The 17,544-nt window shown below is 60.5% G+C and carries 13 protein-coding genes; 3 read left to right on the top strand and 10 right to left on the bottom strand.

All coding sequences use genetic code 11. The features are described 5' to 3' along the window. Positions 1 to 109: 109 nt before the first annotated feature. The 9 genes from HOP44_RS17670 to HOP44_RS17630 all read right to left on the bottom strand — a co-directional run bounded on the left by HOP44_RS17670 (position 110) and on the right by HOP44_RS17630 (position 11,169). Positions 110 to 1,378 carry an MFS transporter gene (locus HOP44_RS17670; protein WP_172255694.1) on the bottom strand — a complete coding sequence of 423 codons (1,269 nt, stop codon included), beginning with the start codon at positions 1,376 to 1,378 and terminating at the stop codon, positions 110 to 112. Positions 1,379 to 1,731: 353 nt separating this feature from the next. Beyond that, positions 1,732 to 2,175, bottom strand: coding sequence for a DUF6376 family protein (locus tag HOP44_RS17665; protein ID WP_172255692.1), 444 nt, complete (start codon positions 2,173 to 2,175; stop codon positions 1,732 to 1,734). Between the two features lie 208 nt (positions 2,176 to 2,383). Continuing rightward, positions 2,384 to 3,409 carry an AraC family transcriptional regulator gene (locus HOP44_RS17660; RefSeq protein WP_172255690.1) on the bottom strand — a complete coding sequence of 342 codons (1,026 nt, stop codon included), beginning with the start codon at positions 3,407 to 3,409 and terminating at the stop codon, positions 2,384 to 2,386. A 143-nt stretch (positions 3,410 to 3,552) separates the two neighbouring features. Next, a complete protein-coding gene (locus tag HOP44_RS17655; protein ID WP_246369914.1) occupies positions 3,553 to 4,338 on the bottom strand; it encodes a carbohydrate ABC transporter permease in 786 nt (261 codons plus the stop codon). Positions 4,339 to 4,461: 123 nt separating this feature from the next. After that, positions 4,462 to 5,343 (bottom strand): carbohydrate ABC transporter permease, encoded by an 882-nt coding sequence (locus tag HOP44_RS17650; RefSeq protein WP_172255686.1) that lies wholly within the window; start codon positions 5,341 to 5,343, stop codon positions 4,462 to 4,464. Positions 5,344 to 5,559: 216 nt separating this feature from the next. After that, on the bottom strand, positions 5,560 to 6,918 hold the full coding sequence (locus tag HOP44_RS17645; RefSeq protein ID WP_246369896.1) for an ABC transporter substrate-binding protein: 1,359 nt from the start codon (positions 6,916 to 6,918) through the stop codon (positions 5,560 to 5,562). A gap of 216 nt (positions 6,919 to 7,134) precedes the next feature. Continuing rightward, on the bottom strand, positions 7,135 to 8,091 hold the full coding sequence (locus HOP44_RS17640) for a response regulator (protein ID WP_172255684.1): 957 nt from the start codon (positions 8,089 to 8,091) through the stop codon (positions 7,135 to 7,137). Then, a complete protein-coding gene (locus HOP44_RS17635) occupies positions 8,063 to 9,976 on the bottom strand; it encodes a cache domain-containing sensor histidine kinase (protein WP_172255682.1) in 1,914 nt (637 codons plus the stop codon). Before HOP44_RS17635 ends, HOP44_RS17640 begins: the two co-directional genes overlap by 29 nt. A 227-nt stretch (positions 9,977 to 10,203) precedes the next feature. Continuing rightward, positions 10,204 to 11,169 (bottom strand): AraC family transcriptional regulator, encoded by a 966-nt coding sequence (locus HOP44_RS17630; RefSeq protein ID WP_172255680.1) that lies wholly within the window; start codon positions 11,167 to 11,169, stop codon positions 10,204 to 10,206. Positions 11,170 to 11,397: 228 nt separating this feature from the next. On the opposite strand from HOP44_RS17630, the gene HOP44_RS17625 reads away from it, so the two are divergent. From HOP44_RS17625 to HOP44_RS22875, 3 genes are all read left to right on the top strand, one after another. Further along, positions 11,398 to 13,749: an FAD-dependent oxidoreductase gene (locus HOP44_RS17625; RefSeq protein ID WP_172255678.1), complete on the top strand. Its 2,352-nt coding sequence runs from the start codon at positions 11,398 to 11,400 to the stop codon at positions 13,747 to 13,749. 376 nt (positions 13,750 to 14,125) lie between these two features. Continuing rightward, a complete protein-coding gene (locus HOP44_RS17620) occupies positions 14,126 to 15,094 on the top strand; it encodes a GNAT family N-acetyltransferase (protein ID WP_172255676.1) in 969 nt (322 codons plus the stop codon). 33 nt (positions 15,095 to 15,127) lie between these two features. Further along, complete coding sequence (locus HOP44_RS22875) at positions 15,128 to 16,573, top strand: GNAT family N-acetyltransferase (RefSeq protein ID WP_246369894.1); 1,446 nt, start codon at positions 15,128 to 15,130, stop codon at positions 16,571 to 16,573. 100 nt (positions 16,574 to 16,673) lie between these two features. Here HOP44_RS22875 and HOP44_RS17610 read toward each other — a convergent pair whose 3' ends face one another. Beyond that, positions 16,674 to 17,450, bottom strand: coding sequence for a hypothetical protein (locus HOP44_RS17610; RefSeq protein ID WP_172255674.1), 777 nt, complete (start codon positions 17,448 to 17,450; stop codon positions 16,674 to 16,676). Positions 17,451 to 17,544 lie beyond the last annotated feature (94 nt).

Raw genomic sequence — 17,544 nt, 5'->3', positions numbered from 1 at the left:
TCGCCGCGGCAAAACAAAAAAAGCCGCCGCGCCCGAAAGCGCGGCGGCCGATTCGTGTCTCGAAAATCGGATGCGATCGACATTTTTTTGATCATTTGAGCCTTCGAACCTAAGCCTGGGCCAGCTTCGCAGCCGACTCCACCCGGCGCTCTTTGGCATAAACGACGTACGTCAGCAGGCTCAACATGGCGATTCCCGCCATGGTCCACTGCACGTAGGACGCCGGCAGCGCATCGAGCATCCGGCCGGCCGTCACGGAGAACAATCCTCCGCCGACGGCGCAGCCCGCCATCAGGATACTGGTGTTGCGCGCGATATTGCGCGGCATCAGCGTCTTGGCATAGACAAGCGTGACGACATACAACCCGGACAGCGTAAGGCCGAGCAGCACGATCAGCACGTAGCCGACCGCCGCGCTGCGGTTGAGCGCAAACAGCGACAGGAGCACGACCATGCCGCCCCAATGGATAAACAGATATTTGCGGTAGCCCAATTTCTCCGCTTCGTAACCCGCGAACATCCGCCCTGCGATCATCGCAGCCCAGAATACGGTAACACTGATCGGCGCGGTTGCGGCGTCGGCCATGCCGGTCTCCAGCATCAGGGAAGGCAGGTAGTTGACCAGTCCGATATCCGTTGCCCCGTAGAAGAAGAACAGCAGCACGAAAACCGGCAGCATCAGCGCGCCCGGCGAGCGCAGAACCCGCTTGAGACGCGCGGACGGATGGTTGGTCGCCGCGGCGGCTACGACGGCCCCGACCGGACCGGAGGAAGCGGCACCGGCCGGAACGGCGTTCGGCACTTCGTTCTTATGAGCCGGCCGGAACAGCGCTTCCGCGTCGCCGAAGCGGGTAAAGCGCACGAACAGGGACAGGAAGACGCAGTAGGCGGCGATGCCGAACAAAGCGTAATTCCACAGACCGTCGACGATCAGCACGCCGATGGTCAGCGGCAGCAGCAGCGAGCCTACGCCGAAAGCGACTTCGAGGCGGCTCATGGCAACTGCGGCATTGGACTGCAGGCCTTCCAGAATAACGGCCGCAATCACCGATTCGATAATGCCTCCGAGGAATCCGGCAGCGGCGAATCCGGCGAGCAGAAGCGGCCAAGACGGCAGGAAAGCGATCATCAGGTAGGAAGCCGCCACACCCCACGCGCCGATATGCAGCATCGCTTTTTTGGACATGCGGTTCGCCAGCCACGGCTGGATCAGCATCCCGAAGATCGAAGCGCCGAACTCGATAAAGATCAGGGCTCCGGCGTCCGTATAGACGCGATCGTACAGCGGCAGCAGTACGGTGATGATGGAAGCGACGGTCACTTTGATGAACCCCATGAGCAGATAGAACAGGCTGCCCATCCAGACGAGCTTTTTCAAACGGTATTCAATCCTCCTTCAATGTATCCGTATACGGAATAGTCGGAACGGCTTGTTCGCTCGATCCGATATGCGCTGAGCTTTCTTTTTGCGAAAACGGTTTGCATGAAAGATTATACCGAAATTAAATGACTCGTACAGTGGTTTTCAAGAAAATACCGCAATAAATTTTACAACTTGCAAAAGTACCTTTTATGGATAGGCGCAGGCCGCCGGGACCTGCGGAATTCGGCAGTCGGCGGGTTCGCGGAGGCCTCAGATCGAAAAGCGCGTTTGTTCGGTTCTCTCAGGTGTTCGGCCCGTTCCGGATACGCAAAAACCGGATTCCGCTCTATGCGGAATCCGGCCGGATCTTACTGTCCCAACTGCTTGAATTGATCCATCAATCCTTGGATTTTCTGAATCGTCTGCATCACTTCGGAATTCTGCAGCAGTTCCGGCGTAAACTCGCCCGCTTCGATCCGCTGCTGCAGTTCGTCGACCTGCGTATTCAGACTGGCATTGTAGCCGGTCAGCTGTCCGTGCAGCCCCTGCGCGAACTCCGGCACATCGGTCTTGCCAAAATCGGCAATGCTCTGCTGCACCCGGTCCAGTTCCTGCGACAGTTTCTCCTGGGCCTGCGGATCGTTGACCGCATTCTGCGCCAGCTGCGGAATATCCTGCGCCCACTGCGACGCATCATTGATATAAGAGACGGCGTCGCTCGTATAACCGACGGAACGGTTCACTTCCTCGACCGCCGAACAGCCTGCAACCGGAACGGCGAACAGGGTCAGGGCCAAAATAATCTTCTTCATAATACATACACTCTCCTCGCTGCACGCATCCCTCCGCCTTGCGGCTCGGCGCCGGCGGGGAATTCGCGTCTGTTTGCGTTACATACTCCGCATGGCCGGATGAAGTTTCAATCCGGCACATTAGAAATCGATGAGAAAAATGCCGAATCCCTCGTGTACCCGTGCCGAACCCGTCAAATGCCGGCCGCTTCGGCTCCCGGACTGCCGCTCAAAGATCCCGGATCGGCACATACAAATCCGCTTCGCAGTAATCATCCCGCGCCAGCGCGATATCGATATATTCGAAATGATGCCCGTGGGCCTGCTCGTACGGCGAGCGCAGCAGCCATTCGTCCATGTAATTCCAGATCTCGTTCAGCTCATGGATGGTCAGATGTTCCGGGTGAAAGCGGCCGATATATTTGAATACCGCGTATTTCCCTGCCTGAATCTCCGCAGTGTCCCACTCCGGCGTAAGGCCCTCCAGCGAAGACACTTCGGCGGAAGTCAGATAATCCGTCGCTTTCGGTCTGTGCTCCGGCGGATACAGGGTCAGGCCGATATAGACGCCGGGCTTGAGCTTGTTCGGAATCTTTGCATACTCTCCGTAGAAAAAGGTCACGCCGTGCGTGTTCGCGGTATAACGCTCGAAATTTTCGGCGATCGGAATCGTCGCTTTGCGGCCGGCATACAGGCTTCGCGGCTTCATGACGAACATCGGCTCGAACACGACGCCGCGGCGGATTTCCTTGAGCACCGACGTATCGCAGCGCTCGACCAGCCGGATCTCTTCGGTGCCCCGGCGAAACTGCGCCGGCGTCACCCCGAACTGGCGCTTGAACGCCCGGATATACGACTGCTCATGATCGAAGCCGAACGCCAGTGCCGTACCCAGCACCGTACCCGCGCTTCTTGTATCCAGCAGGGCGTGCGCGCTGGCCGACAGTTTGCGGGCCCTGACATACTCCATCAGCGGAAGCCCGGTAGCCGCGCGCATCAAGCGATGCAGATGAAACTTCGACAAATAGGCACGCTCGGCCAGCTCGTCGAGGACGACCTTGTCCGTCAGTCGGCGCTCGACTTCGTCCAGCACGAGTTCGATCGTTTCCAGCGTCTCGGTTCCGCCCGGAATCCCCGAATTTGCCGCCGGGCGCATGCTGTCCGCCGGTTCCTGCGGGCTGCTGCCCGGTTCCCGCCCGCCTGTCGTCCAATTGGTTTGCCTATTCGGTTTGGGAGGCTGCGCTTTCTCGTTCATATTCCGTTCTCACTTTCGCCCTTGTCCCGCTGCGTGCCGGGATACCTAACTCCTTTCATCCTAACAAAAAACGCCGGAAGCGTCAGCTTCGGCGTTTGGATGTTCGACGTTTCCGTACTTCCCTGCGGCAGGGCACAATCGGCTCAGCCTTTCACCGCGCTCCCCGCCACTCCCTGAATAATATACCGCTGCCCGATCAGGAACACCGCCAGCATCGGTACGATCCCTGCCGTCGCCGCGGCCATCATGCCGTTATAATCGACCGTATTCTCCATGATAAAGTTCTGGAGGCCCAGCGGCACCGTAAACAGATTCTTGTCCAGCAGGAACACCAGCGCGTTCTCGTAATCGTTCCAATGCCAAGAGAAATCGATAATCGCAAGCGTCGCGATCGCCGGCTTGGCGAGCGGGAGCATCAGTCGGAAGAAGATGCGGAAATGGCCTGCCCCGTCGATAAACGCCGCTTCCGTGATCTCGCCCGGCACCGACAGGAAGAACTGGCGCATCATGAACACGCCGAAGATGGTGAACATGCCGGGCAGGATCAGCGCAAGGTGCGTATTGTAGATGCCGATCGCGTCGAACAGGATGAATTTCGGCACGAACAGCACCTGCGGAGGCACCATCATCATCGACAAATACAGCAGGAACAGCGGCTCACGGCCTTTGAATTTGATCCGCGCGAAGCCGTAAGCGGCCAGCGAAGACAGGAACACCGCGCCGACCGTGCTGATCAGCGAGATCTTGATCGAGTTGAGATAATAGGTCGCGAAGCCGTCGGGCCCCGTCCAGACGCGGATATGATGCTCCCAGTGCAGCGTCGTCGGGATCCATTTGACCGGATATTGGAACACTTCCGCCGGCGTCTTGAACGATGTGCCGATCATCCAGACGAACGGCACGACCATGAGCAGCGCGAAGGCGGACATGAGGAGCGTGAGCAGCACTTTGCCCGGCTTGAGGACTTCGCCGAGCCGCAGCCGCCGGGCCGGGGCGCCGCCTGCCGCTTCGGACGGATTGCTTTTTACGTTTTCCATAATCGCAGCCTCCTTCTAGTAATGGACCCAACGCTTCTGCCCGATCCACTGAAGCACGGTGAAGAGCAGGATGATCGCGAACATCGCCCACGAGATCGCGGAAGCGTAACCCATCTCGTAATAGCGGAACGCGTTCTGGTAGATGAACAGCGACAGTACGGTCGTGCTGCTGCCCGGCCCGCCCTGGGTGATCGCCTGGATGATACCGAACGTCTTGATTGACATAATGAGTCCGGTGATGAGCAGCAGGAACGTGGTCGGGCTGACGAGCGGCCAGACGACGCTGCGGATAATCTGCCACGGCTTCGCGCCGTCGATCCTGGCCGCTTCCACCAGCTCTTCCGGAATCTCCTGCAGCGCCGCCAGATAGATGATCATATTGTAGCCCAGCATGAACCAGATCCAGATGATGTCGATCGCGAACATGGAACTTTCGGTCGTGGACAGCCATCCCGGCGGATGCGAGATGCCAATCGCCCGCAGAAAGCCGTTGATCGGGCCGTCCGCCGGCTGGAACAGCAGCATCCATACGAATGCGACGGCCACGCCGCTTGTGATGTAAGGCATGAAGTACAGCGCACGCAGCGTTTTTTTCCAATAGACCGACTTGTTCAGCGCCGCCGCGACCAGAAAAGCGAGCATGATCGACACCGGCACCGACAGCAGGAACACGACCGTGTTGCGCAGCGCCGTGTAGAACAGGTCGTCGCCCAGCATCCGCCGGATATTGTCGAGCCCGACGAAATGAATCTCCGGGTTCATGAACGTGTAATCGGTAAACATCAGGTAAAACGAATAGACGGCCGGCAGGACGAAAAACAGCAGCACGCCCAGCATGTTCGGCCCGATAAACGCGTATCCCAGCAGACTTTGCCGTTTCAGCCACGATTTGCCCATCGACTCTCAACTCCTCCGCTTGTTTTCCCGTTAAGCATACGGCCTCGCGGCCGGAGCCCGGAAGGAACAGAACCCCTTGATTCATGTCACAGAAATACTCATTTGCGCGTCGGGACCAAGAAAAAAAGCGGCGCATGGATTTGTTCCATCGCCGCTTTTCTGGCATGAGCTTACCTTTTCACGAATGCCCCGCCGCTTCCCGTCGGCAGCCGGACGCTATTTGCTTTTTTTCAGCCAGGCGTTATGCTGTTTGACCATGTTCGCCGTCGCTTGCTCGACCGTCTGCGAGCCCAGGAAATATTTCTCGTATTCCTGCGCCCGCATGTCGACCATCTCCTGCGACAGTTCGCGGGTAAACGTCGGAATTCCGCTGCCGAACATGACGTACTCCAACGAAGCTTGATCGTAGGTGGCTGCCTGATCGCCGAGCATCTGCTTGAGCGCTTCATCGCGGTCGGCGGCGCTCGACGCCGGAATCCGCCCGCCCGGCGCCATCGGCATCATGCCTCCGTCGGCGTACCATTTGAGGAACTGCCAGGCTTCTTCCTTGTGCGCAGACTTGGCGTTGATCGAGATCATGTCGCCCACGCCGCCGCTGGTCGTGTAATCGTCCGCGTTCTCCATCAGACGGGGCACCGGAGCAAATGCGATCTTGAAGTCGCGCGGGAAGTCTTTCTGGTTGTTCGAGCTGCGCAGCAGCCAGCTCCCGATGTTCAGCATCGCCGCGTCGCCGCCCAGGAACAGATTCTCCACCGGCATCTTCGACGTCAGCTGCTCGCCGAGCGGCGGCGTGGAGGCGTCTTCTTTCATCATGGCGTTCAGCGTTTCCAACCATTTGCCGACGAGCGGATCGTCCATGTTCGACGTGCCGTCTTGCTTGGTATAGCCGTCCGCGACCATGGCTGAATCCAGCGGATCGGAGAAGGAAGCCATATGCTGCACCAGCCCGTAGCGGAAGCCGGATTCTTTGAGTTTGCGGGCGTATTCGCGCGCTTCGTCCCAAGTCCACTCCTGCGGAATCGGCAGGCCGGCCTTTTCCAGCGCGTCCGCGTTCAGCGCGACGAACGTGGAGTTCCGCGTGGTCGGCAGTCCGTAATACTTATCGCCGATCTTCCAGGATGCCGCTTCTTCGCCGATCATCTTGTCGATATCGTAATCGGCGAACTCCGCCATATCCAGCGCCACGCCGGACTTGGTTCGCTTGTCCAGGTTAGACATGGCGTAATTGACGAACAGATCGACATTCTGCCCCGTCGAAAGAGCCGTGTCCAGCTTCAGGTTGCCGTCGTCGTCGTTGACGTAGCGCACGTATTCCACCTGGATGTCCGGGTGCTCCGCGTTCCAGTCGTCCACGACCTGCTGCGGACCGTTTTCCGGCGGCACGCCGCCCCACATCGTCAGCTTGACCGGCCCTTCCGCTTTCTCTCCCGCTTCTCCGCTCGCTCCCGTCGCCTGCTGGTTTCCGCCCATTCCAACGCATCCGCCCAGCAGCGATGCCAGCAGCAGACCCGATACCGCGGCTCCCCATCTTTTCTTCATGCCGGTCGCGGTTTGTCCCATCGATTGACCCCTCATGATTTCGACCTCCCTAAAACTTGAAGTGGTTGCGGCTTTTCCTTTTCAATGTATCAGGGAAGCGTTTTCTTTTTTAGCCACATATCCACGTTTCGGACCTAAGAAATCTGTGAAGTTCATGGACGCAAACCTGTCGACGGCGCATCGTTTTCTTCCATACAAAGGCGGGAAAAGCGCCTGCCGCCGCAGAAACCGAATCGTCTCGAAGCCCGGGCTTCAGTTCGGACGATGCCGGAATTGGCTGGGCGTGTTCCCGGTCCAGCGCTTGAAAATCTTGATGAAATAGTTGTCGTTCGCGAAGCCTACGCGCTGTCCCACCTCGTGCACCGGCAGCCGGGTCTCGCGCAGATATTCCGCCGCTTTGGCGATCCGCACGCCGTGCAGATAATGGATCAGCGTATGGCCGGTTTTCTTTTTGAACAGGGCACTGACGTAATTCTCGCCCATCATCACGTAACGGGACATGGACTTGACGGTGATATCGCTCTCGTAATGGGCATGGATATGTTCCACGATGCGCCGCACTTCGGGATGGGCGATATCGCTCTCCGCGTAGAGACGGAACAAGCCGAGATCCGCAGGCCGCTCCCCGTCGCCCGGACCCGCCGCCGTTTCCGCCAAAGCGCCCGGTTCGAGGCCGAACCTCTCCGTCGGATCGGAAGGACCGGGAGGCTCGGCAGCGGAACGGTTTTCCGCTGCCGGCGGATTCCGCAGGCCGAACGCCGCGGCGTTTCCTTCGGCTGCCGCGCCGGGATCGGCCGCCGGCTCAAAGCGTTGGCCGCCGGCCTTGTCCGATTCGGCCAATTCCGCTCCTACCTTGCGCAGCGTGTCCCGCAGCGAATTGACGCTCATCGACAGCTTCAGAATGTAATTGGACGCGCCGTACTCCATCGCCTGCCGCACGTATTCGAATTCGCCCATGCAAGTCAGCATAACGAATTTGCTGCGCACCCCTTCGGCGCGGACGCGCCGCAGCAGTTCGATTCCGTCGAGTCCCGGCATCACGATATCCGACAGCACCAGGTCCGGCCGTTCGCGGCGGATGATATCCAGCGCTTCCTCGCCGTTGCCGGATTCCCCGATAACCCGAAAGCCCAACTCTTCCCACGAGATAATCTCCCGCACGGATTCCCGCACGAAGACTTCATCTTCCACCAGCAGCACGGTCCACACGGCTGTCGCCTCCTTCTTCATCGAATTCGGTTCGGATCGGCGGTTCGCCGCCCGGACGGTAAGGGGTCGAGAGCAGGAAAGGAATACGGAAGCGCACCGCCGTGCCCGGGCTGCGTTTTTCGATCTCCAGCCCGCTTTCGCCCCGGTACAGCAGTTGAAGGCGTTCCCGCAGATTCGACAAGCCGATGCCCTGCCGCTCCCCGCTCCGCTTCGACCGGCGCGATTCTTCCATGCCGACTCCGTTGTCTTCCACTTCAAGCTCGAGCGATCCGTTTTCCCGGCGGATGCGGATCGCGATCTCGCCGCGCCGGGGCAAAGGCGACACGCCGTGCCGGATCGCGTTCTCCACGAGCGGCTGCAAGCTGAGCTTGGGCACGAGGGCGTACTCCAACTCCTCGTCGAACTCGCACGTGACGCCGAACGAATCCCGGTAGCGCATCCGCTGAATATGGAGATACGCCTGGACCAGCTCAATCTCGTCTTTCAGATAGATCAGTTCCACTTCGGAATTCAAGCTGGCTTCCAGCAGCTTCCCGAGCGCTACGCACATCTCCGTGATATCGTCGCTGCCGCTGCGGATCGAGCTCCACTTCATCGTATTCAGCGTGTTGAGCAGAAAATGCGGATTCATCTGCGCCAGCAGCATATGCACGCGCACCGCTTCTTTCTGCCGTTCTTCGGCTTTGAGCTTGCGGATCAGCTCATGCGTATCGTCCAGCATCGTGTTGAACGTACGCGTCAGCTCAAGCACTTCGCCCCGGCTGCGCTCTTCGGAGATCCGAACGCGCAGATTCTTGCTCGCGGCTTCTTTCATCCGGGTCTGCAGCAGCGACAGCGGCTTCGTGAACGCCGACGAGATCATGAACGCGAACAGGACGAATGCCGCGGTTAACCCGTAAAAAGTCAGGAAATACCGGCTCTTGAGTTCCGAGATTTCCGCGAACAACACGTTCAGCGGAATCCGGCTGACCATGTACCAATCCAGCGATTCGATATAGACGTAATTGACCAGCATGCCGGATTTTCGGTCGGTCAGGTAAGCATGGTCGCCGCCTTCGCGAATCTGCCGGACGACGCGGTCGGTCAGCGCAGCGTCCTGCGGCGAAGCCGCCAACGCTTCCCCGCCGCCGGTCATCAGGAAATAATCCTGCCTGCCCGGCATGTCTTTGAGCGCGGAGCGGAACCAAGACGAATAATCGATCCCGATTCTCGCCAAACCGTAAGGCTCTCCGCCGGCATCCCGCATATAGGCGTATAGCGAGAGCAGATAAGGCACCGAGGAAATCTCGCGCAGGATATTATTTTCGTCGCGCGGGTCCCAGCGGTAATAAAGACCGTCCGGGGCGGCGGGGGCGGGGGCGGAAGACGCTCCCGTACTCTCCCCGCCTTCTCCCAACTGTGAAGCGAACAGTTCGCGGTAAGGCGCGTATTCGAGCTGCAGTCTCGGCGCGTAAGAGGTGTAAACGCTCTCATGAAAATCCAGCAGCGTAAAGTAAACATAAGGGTTATAGAGGAAAAAGCTGTTGCCCAGCGATTTGAATTTCTCTTCGATCAGCGCCTGATTGTCGAGCGAAGAACGGGCCTGCGGCTGCTGAAGCACACTGCGTACCGACGAATCCTGTTCGAGAAAAATCAGCGTCTTGTAGGCGATACTCATCTGGTCTTCGAGCGTACGGTTGAGCTGGACCAACTGATCGCGGCTCTGCCGGCTGATCTTCTCTTCGACGACACGTTCGATCTGACGGTAATTGTAGACGTTGAGCAGCGCGAACGGCACGAGGATCAGCAGCACGAACGCGGCGAACAGACGATGCTTCAATTTCTGCGGGACAAGCGCTCTGCGGTAAGCCCCGCGCGGCCGGCGGAATTCGGACCCTGGATTCATCGGCTTCTCGCTCCTTCGCGAACGGGATGTGTGGCTTCATTATACATCGCGGCGTCCGGGGAAACAGAGATGCCGGCGCAAAAGGTTCAAATTGCGTGGATATGTGCGACCGGATCGACGCGGCCGCGCATATCCGTCAGCGGGATGCGTAGATTTGTTCTATTCATGATCGGGCGAAATTCCGGCATGGATCGAACGCGGACCGCACAAAGATCCGGGCGGCTGAATCAGATCCGGCGGCGCCTGCGGTATTCCGAAGGCGATACGCCGGTCTCGGCGGCGAAGACGCGGCTGAGATAGAAGCCGTTCTCGTAGCCGCAGCGCTCGGCGATGTCGGACAGCGTCAGCTCGGTATCGCCGAGCAGGCGGCGGGCGCGCGCAAGCCGCAGCGACTTCAGGAAGCGCGAAGGCGTCTCGCCGAACGCCGCCCGGAAGCGGCGGGTAAACTGGACGGGACCGAGGCCGAGTTCCGCGGCCAACGCTTCCAGGGGCAGCGGCGCGCCGAATCGCGCTTCGATCTCGGCGGCGGCGCGGGCCATGAGCGCGTCTTCGGTGAACCGCGCGCCCGGCCGGAGATCGCGCCGGCGTTCGGTCTGATGCAGGCGCAGCAGGTCCAGCGCCAGATGCAGCGTCCAGGACCTGCCCGCGGAGGAAGCGTCGCTTTCCGCCCCGCGGAGATGGGCGTAGTTCGAACGCAGGCGGCGGAGATCTTCGAACGCCAGCAGGCCCGGGACCCAAGGGCAGGGACCGTCCTGTTCTTCGGACCATTCGAATTGGACGTAATGGAACGTAAGCGGCGTGACCGTCTGCCGGCGCAGCCGCCCGCCCGGCGGGCACAGCACGGCGGAGCCGAAGCCGGCTTCGCCGGCGAGAGGCAGCGCGGGCGCGCAGCGGGAAGCGGCGCGAAGCTTCGCCGCTTCGGGGAAACCGGCGGCCGGGCGCGAAGCATCCGCAGCAGGCGTCCGGCCGCCGGACGCCTGCTGCGGACCGGAATTCGGTGCCGCTTCGGAAAAGCCCGGGAGCGCCGTTTCCCTTTCCGGCTTTTCCGGAGTTCCCGGCTCTTCAAGCGGCAGTTCGACCTCGAAACGGAACGTCCCTTCTTCGACCGCGAACAGCGTCCACGTTTCGTAACGGTCTTCATCCAGATCGAAATGCGCTTTGTTCCGCCAATGAATATGTTCGTTCAGCTTCATCCGTTTCTCCTCCGTTCAAACCGCACCCGTTTAAGATCGGTTACGCGGACTTATGAAATAAAGTATATGCCTCTCGCCGTAATTCTGCATTCGAAAGCTTCTCTCCTGCTTCTATGCTGAAAGCAAAGACATGCCGGAAAACCAATCCGCGGTTAACCCGCCGCGGGCTGCCTTATGCGCAAGCTGCGGCGGCGGAATCCGGCACAGCCGAAAAAGGAGCGTGCGAACATGCGAAACGAAACGGTGCAAAGCGATATCACGGTGATCGGGGGCGGGCTTGCGGGCGTCTGCGCGGCAATCGCCGCAGCCAGGCTTGGGCGTACGGTCTCGCTGGTGCAGAACCGGCCCGTGCTGGGCGGCAACTCCAGCAGCGAAGTGCGGGTATGGGTCTGCGGGGCGACCGCCCACGGCTTGAACCGCTATGCGCGGGAAACGGGCATCATGGGCGAACTGTTCGTCGAGAACCAGTACCGCAACCCGGAAGGCAATCCGTATCTGTGGGATCTCACGGTATTGGAAGCGGTCAAAGCCGAGCCGAATATCACGCTGTTCCTGAACACGGACGTGCACGAAGTCGAAGCGGAAGGCTCCGAAGAAGAACGCCGTATTCTCTCGGTCACCGGCTGGATGATGGGATCGGAGCGGCGTATCCGTTTTGAGAGCGAGGTGTATATGGACTGCACCGGCGACGGGCTGGTCGGTTTTCTGGCGGGCGCGAAATATATGCTGGGGCGCGAAGCGCGGGAGACGTACAACGAAGAATGGGCGCCGGAAATCGCCGACGGCATCACGCTGGGCAGCACGATGCTGTTCTATACGCAGGACGCAGGAAGGCCGGTGAAGTTCGTTCCGCCGTCTTTTGCCAAAGACATCTCGCAGACGTCCATTCCGCTCAAACGGGTGATTCGAAGCGGAGATTCGGGCTGCCATTACTGGTGGATCGAATGGGGCGGCGAGCATGATACCGTACACGACAACGAGATGATCCGCGACGAACTGGCTTCGGTCATCTACGGCATCTGGGATTATATCAAAAATTCCGGCAAGTTCGGCGCGGAGAACCTGACGCTGGAATGGGTCGGTTCGCTGCCGGGCAAACGGGAATACCGGCGGTTCGTCGGCGATTACGTGCTGAATCAGAACGATATTGTCGCGCAGCGCGAATTCGACGACGCCGCCGCGTTCGGCGGCTGGTCGATCGACCTGCATCCGCCGCAGGGCATGTACGCCGAAGCCAGCGGCTCCAAGCATTACCACATGGACGGCGTGTACCACGTCCCCTTCTCGTCGCTGTATTCCGCGAACGTAAGCAACATGCTGATGGCGGGCCGCAACATCAGCGCTTCGCACGTCGCGTTCGGCACGACGCGCGTGATGGCGACCTGCGCGGCCATCGGCGAGGCCGCGGGCACGGGGGCCGCGCTGTGCTCGGCCCTGGGCGTGGCGCCGCGCGAGCTGCGCGCGCGGCATACGGATCTGCTGCGCCGGACGCTGATCCGGCGCGGGGCTTCGATCGTCGGAGCGCGCAGCGGCGACGAAGCGGACCTGGCGCGCTCGGCATCAGCGAGCGCTTCGGGCGCGCTGCGCCGCCTGGCGCTGGAGCGGCCGGGCGAAGCGTACCCGCTGAGCCGGGACGCGGCCCTGCTCTTCCCGGCGGACCCCGAAGTGTCCGGCGTGTCCCTGCTTCTGTCGGCGGACGAAGACGCCGAGGTAACGGCCGAGCTGTGGGACACCGGCCGCGGCGAGAACTACGTGCCGCATACGCTGCGGGCGGCGGCGACCGTCTCCGTCGAAGGCGGCGGCGAAGCGCACTGGGTGCGCTTCGATCTGCGGTGGCGGCCGGAGACGCCGCGCAACGCTTTCTTGATCGTACGGGCGAATGCGGCCGTACGTCTGTACCGCTCCGAAGAACCGCTGAGCGGGGTGCTGGCTTTCGAGCGCGGCGGCGAAGCGCGCGTCTCGCAGGATCTGGAAGACCGGCTCGACAATCAGCCGGTCGTCGAGTGGCAGATGCGCGGCCTGGCGCGGAAGCCGTTCTGCTTCCGCCTGGAATCGGCGACGGAAGCTTATGCGCCGGAGCGCGCGATTAACGGCTATCATCGGCCGTTCGCCGGACCGCAGATGTGGCTGTCGGAGCGGATGGACGGCGGCGGCAGCCCGGGTACGAGGCCGGCTTCCGTACCGCCGGTCCAACCCTGGCTGCGGCTCGATTGGAACGAGCCGCAGACTGTCGCCGAGATTCATCTGACGTTCAACGACGACGTGAACGAAGACCTGGTGAACCTGCATCACCACCGCACAGACTTCGACGTTATTCCCGAGCTGGTCCGAGATTACCGGCTGGAAACCGCCGAAGCGGACGGCACGCAGGATTCGAACGCGGGATGGACGACGATCGCTTCCGGGCAGGGCAACCGCCGCCGGCGAATCGTCCACAAGCTGGCGCAGCCCGTCCCGCTCCGCAGTCTACGCCTCGTCGTCGAAGCGACCAACGGCAGTCCGTATGCGGAACTGATCGAGATCCGAGTATACGACCGCGACCCGGAAGCCTTATCGGAGCTGCGCCGGGCCGACGATTGACGGTTGACAGTCGGCTTTGGGCTCTATTCCGGCAATCGGCCTTTTGTTCTCTATTCGTCTCTCGCGCCGTCTACCGGTTATAAGCTTATTCCGGATTCGGAATGAGCGAAACGATCTGTCGCGCTCGATTCTCCAACCGTAATTCCCCTTCATATGCAGCGCGCGTCTGTTTGCCCCCAGGCAATCAGACGCGCGTATTTGCTTATTCTTTTTCTTTCCCGGATCGATTATTCCGATCATCGCAAGAACGGTTCATTTTTCCTTTCTCTTCCGAAGCATACTGTAAGCAGGCGGGCTGCCCGCCGGAAAGGAGAATTCCATTTCGATGCAATCTCATTCTGCGAATTCCGATATTCTCAAGGAGGGCTCAATTTCCATGCAAACCCATAGCTCTGCATATTCCATCCGAAGCTTCCGCGAAAGCGACTTCCCGGCACTCGGTGCCTTTTACAATCAAACGGCCGAAGGACGGCGCGTCACCTTCTGGTGGGTCGGCGAACCGGAGAACTGGCCGAACGTCTACTGCGCGTTCGAAGACGACAAGATCATCGCCAAAGGCCAGGTGGACGTATTCAGCACCATGCCGCCTACGGCGAAACCGTCGAGCAAACACCGGATCTTTTTCAATTTAAAAACGCTGCCCGAACGCGAAACCGATACGGAGCTGCTCGGCGCGATGTACGAGGTTCTGCATGCCCGGGCGCTGGAACTCAAAGCCCTTCTTCCCGATACGCACGGCACGCTGCTGGGCTTCGGCAACTACGCGGAAGAAGCGGCCAATACCGGTTACTTCACCTCGCGCCCGGAATTCTCGCCGCTGAAGCGGCAGTACCGGATGTGCCATGCATTCGCGGAGCGACGCTCGCCGGACGCCGACGCAACCGTGGGCACGGAGGGGGCTACAAATGCTTTCCCTCTGCCGGACGGTTACACCTGGCGCGAATATGACGTATTGAGCAGCGGACTGGCCGATGACTATCTGGCGCTGGACATGGAGATCTGGCCGGAAACGCCGATCGGGGCGGATCGACTGGGCGATCTGTCGTCGCGCAGCGGCTGGCGGATGCTTCAGATTCATGCGGAGGGTACGGCAGCCGCAAGCCTCATGTACTGGATATCGGACGGCGAGACGGGCGAGATCGAAGAAGTGCTGACGCGCTCGAAGCATCGCAGACGCGGCCTGGCTTCGGCTCTGCTGAACCGGGCGCTGTCGGAGATCCGGGCGCGCGGCTGCGCCGATGCGGAGCTGGACGTCGAAGCGCTCAACGAAGACGCCCTGCGCGTGTACCGGGCGGCAGGCTTCGGGATCGAGACCGAGGAGCAGCGTTACGCGGCGGAATTGTAGTGCCGATTCCAGCCCGCGCGAAAGGAGTTTAAGATGAACAACTCTTCGATTTACGGCTCGATTCACGGCGAATCTGCACCGTTCACGCTGGAAAGCCGGGATATCCTGCTGCGCGAGTTCGTGCCGGAAGATCTGGACGATTTCTGCGCCGTGACCGCCGAGCCGCATATCCGCGAATTTCTGCCCGACTGGCATGTCGACAAGGAAACGCGGCGGATCTGGCTGCGCGACTACGAGATTCCCGGCAGCCGGGAATTCCTCGAAGCGGCGGCGCAGGGCGGGCAGGTCGAAGACCGGATGCTGCGGCTCGCGGTGATCGCACGTTCAAGCGGACGTTTCGTCGGCTGGTGCTGCACCGGCATCAAAGACGAGCTTCCCCGGCCTAACCGCGAGATCGTGTATGGCCTGTCCGCCGCCTCATGCGGCCGAGGATATATGACGCAGGCCGTAACGCTGCTTGCCGATTGGCTGTTCGCGCATACGGACATTCGCCTGATCAACGGTCTTGCCCGCCCGAATAACGTCGCTTCGAACCGCGTGCTGCAAAAATGCGGGTTCGAACGTCTCGGCGAACTCATGCTGGAAAACGGACGTTTTCTGCACTACGCGCTGGAGCGCAAGGCGGACCGAAACCCCGAGCGAAAACCGATGCCCGACAAAACCGAGCAGCCGGATATCGCAAACGAAAACAAATCCGCGCAGCTCCCCCATTCGGGGGAGCTTTGCTTGCAAACGGCGACCGAAAACGATGCGGAAGATCTGCGCGCGCTGATGATCGAGATCGAAACGGACGGCACGGAAGATCCGCTGCAGAGCGAAGAGTCCTGCCGTGCGTTCGGCCAGTCCGCCGCTGCTCTGCACGAAGCGATGGACAGACTGTCCTCCGGAACCGGGGCGGATAGCGCCAACGGAAAACCTTTGCCGCCGCGTGCTCCGGCAGACATGGACGCCCTGCTCCGCCGCCCGCTCCGGATCATTCTTGACTATATCGGCGAAGATCATCCGGAGGCTCCGTTTCTGCGCCGCTACGCGCAGGGGCTGGAGACGGCTGCTGCCGAAGCCGCGGCGAACGGGCTGGACTTCGGACTGTGCCACGGCGACATGCACGGCAACAACAACGCGCTGCGGCAGGCGGATCGGTTTGCGCATTTCGACTTTGAGTTTGCCGCGCCCGGTTGGCGGGCCTGGGATCTGGCTCAGGTCAAGAACCGCAAGCGGCAGTCTGCCGAGCGGATCGAACCGCTGTGGCAGGCGTTTCTGGAAGGTTACCGTTCCATCCGTCCTTTCGCGGAAGCGGATGAAGCGGCTGTCGGGACGTTCATGCTCGTCCGCCGCTTCTGGACCATGGGGCTCGACGCGGAGCTTGCGCCGATGTGGGACGGAGCCCTGGATTTCGGCGAAGACTGGCTCGCCGGCTTTCTGGAAGAATTCCGCCGCAACGAGGTCGGCCAATCCGCGGCAGTCATCCCGGAAGCTTAAGCAAGACGCGGCGAAGGCCGCGCGGCTCCCAGACAAAAAAGGACGGAACGCGGCCCCCTGCCGCGTTCCGTCCTTTTTTGAACCCCGGATAAGCGTCCGTCTACAGCAGGCCTTCCGCCGCATACAGATCCAGCGCCGTCTGCACGATCCGCTCGTCGATCCCCGACCGCCGCGAGATGCGCCGGGCCCAGGTCTCTTCCCCGAACGGATCGCTCTCATGGAACAATCCGCGGTCGCTGCTGATCTGCGATTGACCGTTCTCATACTCCCAATGCACGATCCGGTCGTCACAAAGGCGAATACGCCGTTCCACAAGCGGCAGCGACAGCAGACTCTGCGAGTAAGCGGCGGCTTCCCGAAATTCCGATTCTCCCGCCGGATTCAGATCGAATTCCGCCCGGCTTTCTTTGCCGCCTGGACGGATATAGCGGATAAGAGCTCTGCCGCCGTCCGAAGCAACCGCGATATCCGCCCCGGGGAAAAAGCCGGAAAGCGGCGATTCGCTGTATTCTTCGGTATCCGGATCGACGAGTATCGGCTGAAGCCATTGGTCGCCGAGGTCGCACAAATACCGTCTTCCGCTTCCATCCATCGCGATCACGGCCGCATGCGCGTCCTCGGTACCCAGATTTTCTCCGACCGGGTAGCAGACGACCCCTTCGCTCCGCAGCTCGTCCATGAGCCAAAGGGCCAGATCGAAACAGTTCCCGGATGTGCCGTACTGGGTACGGTGTTCGCGCATTCGAGCCACGCTTCTCGGCTTGAACGGCTCGCCGTTCGCATGCAGCCAGGCTTTCGTGATCGTCTCCATCGGAAATTCGTCAAAACGTTTCCATACCCGTAAAATTTCTTCCGTCGCCTTCATTCGAGTTTCCATTCACCCTTCCCTTTCGGATCGGCCCATCCGCTTTCCGAAAGTGCAGCATTTCCATTTTCAATCGCCGATTGATATAGATTCTACTGTATATTTA

It is taken from the genome of Saccharibacillus deserti (genome assembly GCF_013618475.1).
In the GTDB taxonomy this organism is placed as follows: Bacteria; Bacillota; Bacilli; order Paenibacillales; family Paenibacillaceae; genus Saccharibacillus; species Saccharibacillus deserti.
The sequence above is the reverse complement of the archived record's forward strand: the minus strand, read 5'-3'. Positions and strand labels throughout refer to the sequence as shown.

Bases quoted from the DNA above. Each gene is read 5' to 3' on its own strand.
- HOP44_RS17655 (WP_246369914.1), bottom strand. From the start codon at position 4,338: ATGTCCGCCTTCGCGCTGCTCATGGTCGTGCCGTTCGTCTGGATGATC.
- HOP44_RS17620 (WP_172255676.1), top strand. From the start codon at position 14,126: ATGCAAACCCATAGCTCTGCATATTCCATCCGAAGCTTCCGCGAAAGC.
- HOP44_RS17630 (WP_172255680.1), bottom strand. From the start codon at position 11,169: ATGAAGCTGAACGAACATATTCATTGGCGGAACAAAGCGCATTTCGAT.
- HOP44_RS17635 (WP_172255682.1), bottom strand. From the start codon at position 9,976: ATGAATCCAGGGTCCGAATTCCGCCGGCCGCGCGGGGCTTACCGCAGA.
- HOP44_RS17625 (WP_172255678.1), top strand. From the start codon at position 11,398: ATGCGAAACGAAACGGTGCAAAGCGATATCACGGTGATCGGGGGCGGG.
- HOP44_RS17665 (WP_172255692.1), bottom strand. From the start codon at position 2,175: ATGAAGAAGATTATTTTGGCCCTGACCCTGTTCGCCGTTCCGGTTGCA.
- HOP44_RS22875 (WP_246369894.1), top strand. From the start codon at position 15,128: ATGAACAACTCTTCGATTTACGGCTCGATTCACGGCGAATCTGCACCG.
- HOP44_RS17610 (WP_172255674.1), bottom strand. From the start codon at position 17,450: ATGGAAACTCGAATGAAGGCGACGGAAGAAATTTTACGGGTATGGAAA.
- HOP44_RS17650 (WP_172255686.1), bottom strand. From the start codon at position 5,343: ATGGGCAAATCGTGGCTGAAACGGCAAAGTCTGCTGGGATACGCGTTT.
- HOP44_RS17660 (WP_172255690.1), bottom strand. From the start codon at position 3,409: ATGAACGAGAAAGCGCAGCCTCCCAAACCGAATAGGCAAACCAATTGG.
- HOP44_RS17645 (WP_246369896.1), bottom strand. From the start codon at position 6,918: ATGAGGGGTCAATCGATGGGACAAACCGCGACCGGCATGAAGAAAAGA.